Source organism: Vibrio sp. V31_P5A7T61 (assembly GCF_009904895.1).
Lineage (GTDB): Bacteria > Pseudomonadota > Gammaproteobacteria > Enterobacterales > Vibrionaceae > Vibrio > Vibrio metschnikovii.
In genome coordinates this window covers 1-3,239 of sequence record NZ_WXWI01000058.1, presented here as the reverse complement: position 1 = coordinate 3,239, position 3,239 = coordinate 1, and the positions used below count along the sequence as shown (strand labels likewise).

At 38.2% G+C, this 3,239-nt stretch carries 4 protein-coding genes and 1 pseudogene; 1 reads left to right on the top strand and 4 read right to left on the bottom strand.

Features of this window, described 5'->3' with window-relative positions; genetic code table 11:
- From CAG58_RS13225 to CAG58_RS13205, 4 genes are all read right to left on the bottom strand, one after another.
- Positions 1–540 (bottom strand): hypothetical protein (locus CAG58_RS13225; protein WP_161439747.1); only part of this gene is annotated, 540 nt, incomplete at its 3' end.
- Between the two features lie 138 nt (positions 541–678).
- Positions 679–1,092, bottom strand: a complete 414-nt coding sequence (locus CAG58_RS13220) for a hypothetical protein (protein ID WP_134988510.1) — start codon at positions 1,090–1,092, stop codon at positions 679–681.
- A gap of 179 nt (positions 1,093–1,271) precedes the next feature.
- Positions 1,272–2,039 (bottom strand): alpha/beta hydrolase family protein, encoded by a 768-nt coding sequence (locus CAG58_RS13215; RefSeq protein WP_161426194.1) that lies wholly within the window; start codon positions 2,037–2,039, stop codon positions 1,272–1,274.
- 183 nt (positions 2,040–2,222) lie between these two features.
- Positions 2,223–2,798, bottom strand: coding sequence for a class I SAM-dependent methyltransferase (locus CAG58_RS13205; protein ID WP_161426195.1), 576 nt, complete (start codon positions 2,796–2,798; stop codon positions 2,223–2,225).
- Between the two features lie 344 nt (positions 2,799–3,142).
- Between CAG58_RS13205 and CAG58_RS13200 the strand changes: the two are divergent.
- Positions 3,143–3,239: pseudogene (locus tag CAG58_RS13200) on the top strand (IS110 family transposase); the annotation flags it as partial.

Below are 3,239 nucleotides of genomic sequence, written 5' to 3'. Positions count from 1 at the left end.
AAAACCGCCATTACCGACTTCACATAAAGCACCATAATTCTGCATGATGTATTTATTTTCTAGGCACTTAAATGACCTATAATCAGACTTTTCGTTGTTGTCCAAAAACGGGTAAACGTCTATTGAGGGTACTATGTTTAAGATCCTAATTTGCTCCTGAGCCATTGAAACAAATTGTTCAGATTTAAATTTAACCATTATTTCATCTGAAATAGCTAATGCTAAGTCACTAAAATGATGAGGTATAGGTCGGTAAGTATATTTACTTTCGCTACTCGGCTGTGAAACTGAGCGGTATAAATCCACTAGAGATAAACTGAGTTCCCCTCGTAATTTCTCAACAACAGGTAGCAACTGTACTACCGTACTATTAATTTGAGAAATAGGCTCTCTAAACTCTTCACTTAGTATTTTCTTTTCCGCAAGTGACACTGAACGCCGAGCTAACTCAATGTTATTTCGATAGTTAACAACACCTAAACCAAGTGCAAACGCTGAAACTACCGTTCCCAAAACAGACATAAAGTCAGTTATTTCCATATAACCTCTTAGTACACATAACGCCCAATTAAGGGGTGAACAACGCCTCCACCCAAACCTAAAGCATTGTGCCATAAACACTAAATTTGAAGTAGAAGCAAAATTGCCAAGCGTTGTGAATCCCTCTTAAATTGCTTGTTATATGCGTGATATCCACAGCGCAACTCCAAAGATAAAGACCGGGAGAAGTGAAAACATGAAATACACGGCATTGAAAAAGAAGACCTTTTCCTTTCGTTCCTTTTCATCAATTTCCATAATAAACTTATTAGCCTTGCTCAGATACCTATCGTCACTGACCACCTTATTGATAAACGCAGTAGTCAGGATTAGAGTCAAAAATATAACTAGGAAACCAAGCTCCGCACTTTTCCAAAAATTGGTAAACTCCAACAATGCAACATTTAGCACACCTACAGCTATTACTGTTGGAGTGGCAAGCCGTATGATTGTCGCCCAACATTTACCATTGAAATCTATGGATAGAATTCTTGTAACGTGGCAGATATACACAACGGATATCAATAGCTTTACTTCATCTGAAACTTTCAATTGAACTTCCATTTAGATTTGAGCATATAACGCCGCGTTAAGGGGTGAGCAACGCAACTACCAACCTTCCGCATTACACTAAAAACTAATAAAATCAATGCATAACAAAAATACTACGCGTTGCGAATCCCTCTTAAACGCCTTGTTAGCTGTTTATTGCTAAATATTTACGTCTTAGCCTACAAATTTTTATTCAACCATTTTATCGTATGATCTCTCATGTCGATGGAAAAATAATGCGATTCATCAGCTAAATTGAACTCAATTTCAGTATTATTTTTATCGTATCTACTCTTCACTTTCTCATAAAAGTCCTTCGCAAAATTGGCAGGAACCCAATCATCTTTCTCGCCATTTATAATCAACATAGGGCGAGTTTCATTTTCTATAAGGTACAAACATGGATCAATCTCTGCCATATGCCTAATAGCTAACTTCTCATCATGACTAAGAATCTTATTCACCGAATCTGCTTGTAAGGCGAACTTCTCCAAACCGACAAAATCGGGAGAGCCAAGAATTGGTACTGCAACTTTAATCAGTTGATTTTGGGTCAAAGAATAAAATGTGGACATTGCGCCCATAGAGATACCAACAACCGCAATCCTCGATCGATCAATCCGAATATCTTTCTGATAGTGATCAATGAGTGTATTTATGTCATCTGAATTCTGCTTGATAACCCCCGTCATTCTTTTAATAAAACTCGAATGACTACTGATATCTTGAGCATTACCATCATCTCTTTCGCCGTGTTTATCTGCATCAAAGCAGATAACAGAGTAACCCTGAAGAGCTAAATTTAAAGCTAGATTAGAACCTTCATATTTATCATTGTTCCACCCATGACAGATGATGACTAAAGGATTATTTACCGACTCTTTTTTACAATAGTGTAGATATACAATCTCACCCATCTTACTTTTTTCGACTACAACATCTTCCATGAACGCCCCATCTATTCTATTTTTCCATTTACGAGCACAATAAACCGTCAGACTTCAGAAAACAGCTAACGCCGCGTTAAGGGGCAGCCAACGCTACGACCAACTTTCCGCATAACACCGTAATCACAAAAACCAACGCATAATAAAAATGCCTCGCGTTGGCTGTCCCTCTTGAACGCTTTGTTATATGACTTTACGCGCGATGAAATGAACCGCATTACTGACATGACCTGAAATAGTTGAAGTTTCAGATACTTTCGACAATTCAATACTGAAGTTTGATAGCAAAGCCTCAATCTCTTTTGGCCGACTATGCCACATTTCGATACCTAAACCTGATAAGAAGTGTAGGCTTTCGATTGAACAAAACTCAGCTAAATACAACACACCGCTGGGTTTCAAAACCCGCCAGAGTTCAGATACTACTTTTTCACGAGAATCCTGAACAGGTATACAAGTCAATACTGCACATACCACTATCGCATCAAAATAATTGTTTGAAAAAGAAAATAAACCATCTTGTTGATAACGTAAATCAAGTTCAGGATATTCGGTTAGACCTCGATTAATCATTTCTTTTGATGAATCTACACCAACCAAATCCTTATAACCCAACTTCTGAAGCTGATTTGAAATACGTCCGTAACCACAACCAAAATCTAAAACTTTACCATTTCGGGGAATCGATATTAAAAAGTCTTCCACAGAAATTTCAAGATTGAAATCAACATGATCTGCAACATGATCCCATCTGATCAAAACTGGACTCCTTTAGTCATATAACGCCCGCTTAAGGGGCTGACAACGCGACTACCAAGTTTCCGCATAACACCGTAACCACCAAAATCAACGCATAATAAAAATGCTGCGCGTTGGAAGTCCCTCTTGAAGCGTTTGTATGGATAATAACTAACGAATCAGGGTAAAGTGAGACCCAGACTTTAGCTGCAACTAAAGTTCTCTATCTGATAGTTCGATTGAAGTGTGGCTCCTCTATCGAGAGACCGATAACAAGAGCGAACGTCAGATAGAACTCCAAGCACCACACTCGAATAGTCTTCTGGGTCTCGAACCCGCATTTAGCAAGCAAGAGTTAGCTTATTATGAATACAAATACACTGCAAAACATTAATGTCGGCGTTGATACCGGCAAGTCACAATTAGATATCTATATCCGTCCTCTCGATATCTATTTTAATG

Bases quoted from the DNA above. Each gene is read 5' to 3' on its own strand.
- CAG58_RS13215 (WP_161426194.1), bottom strand. From the start codon at position 2,039: ATGGAAGATGTTGTAGTCGAAAAAAGTAAGATGGGTGAGATTGTATAT.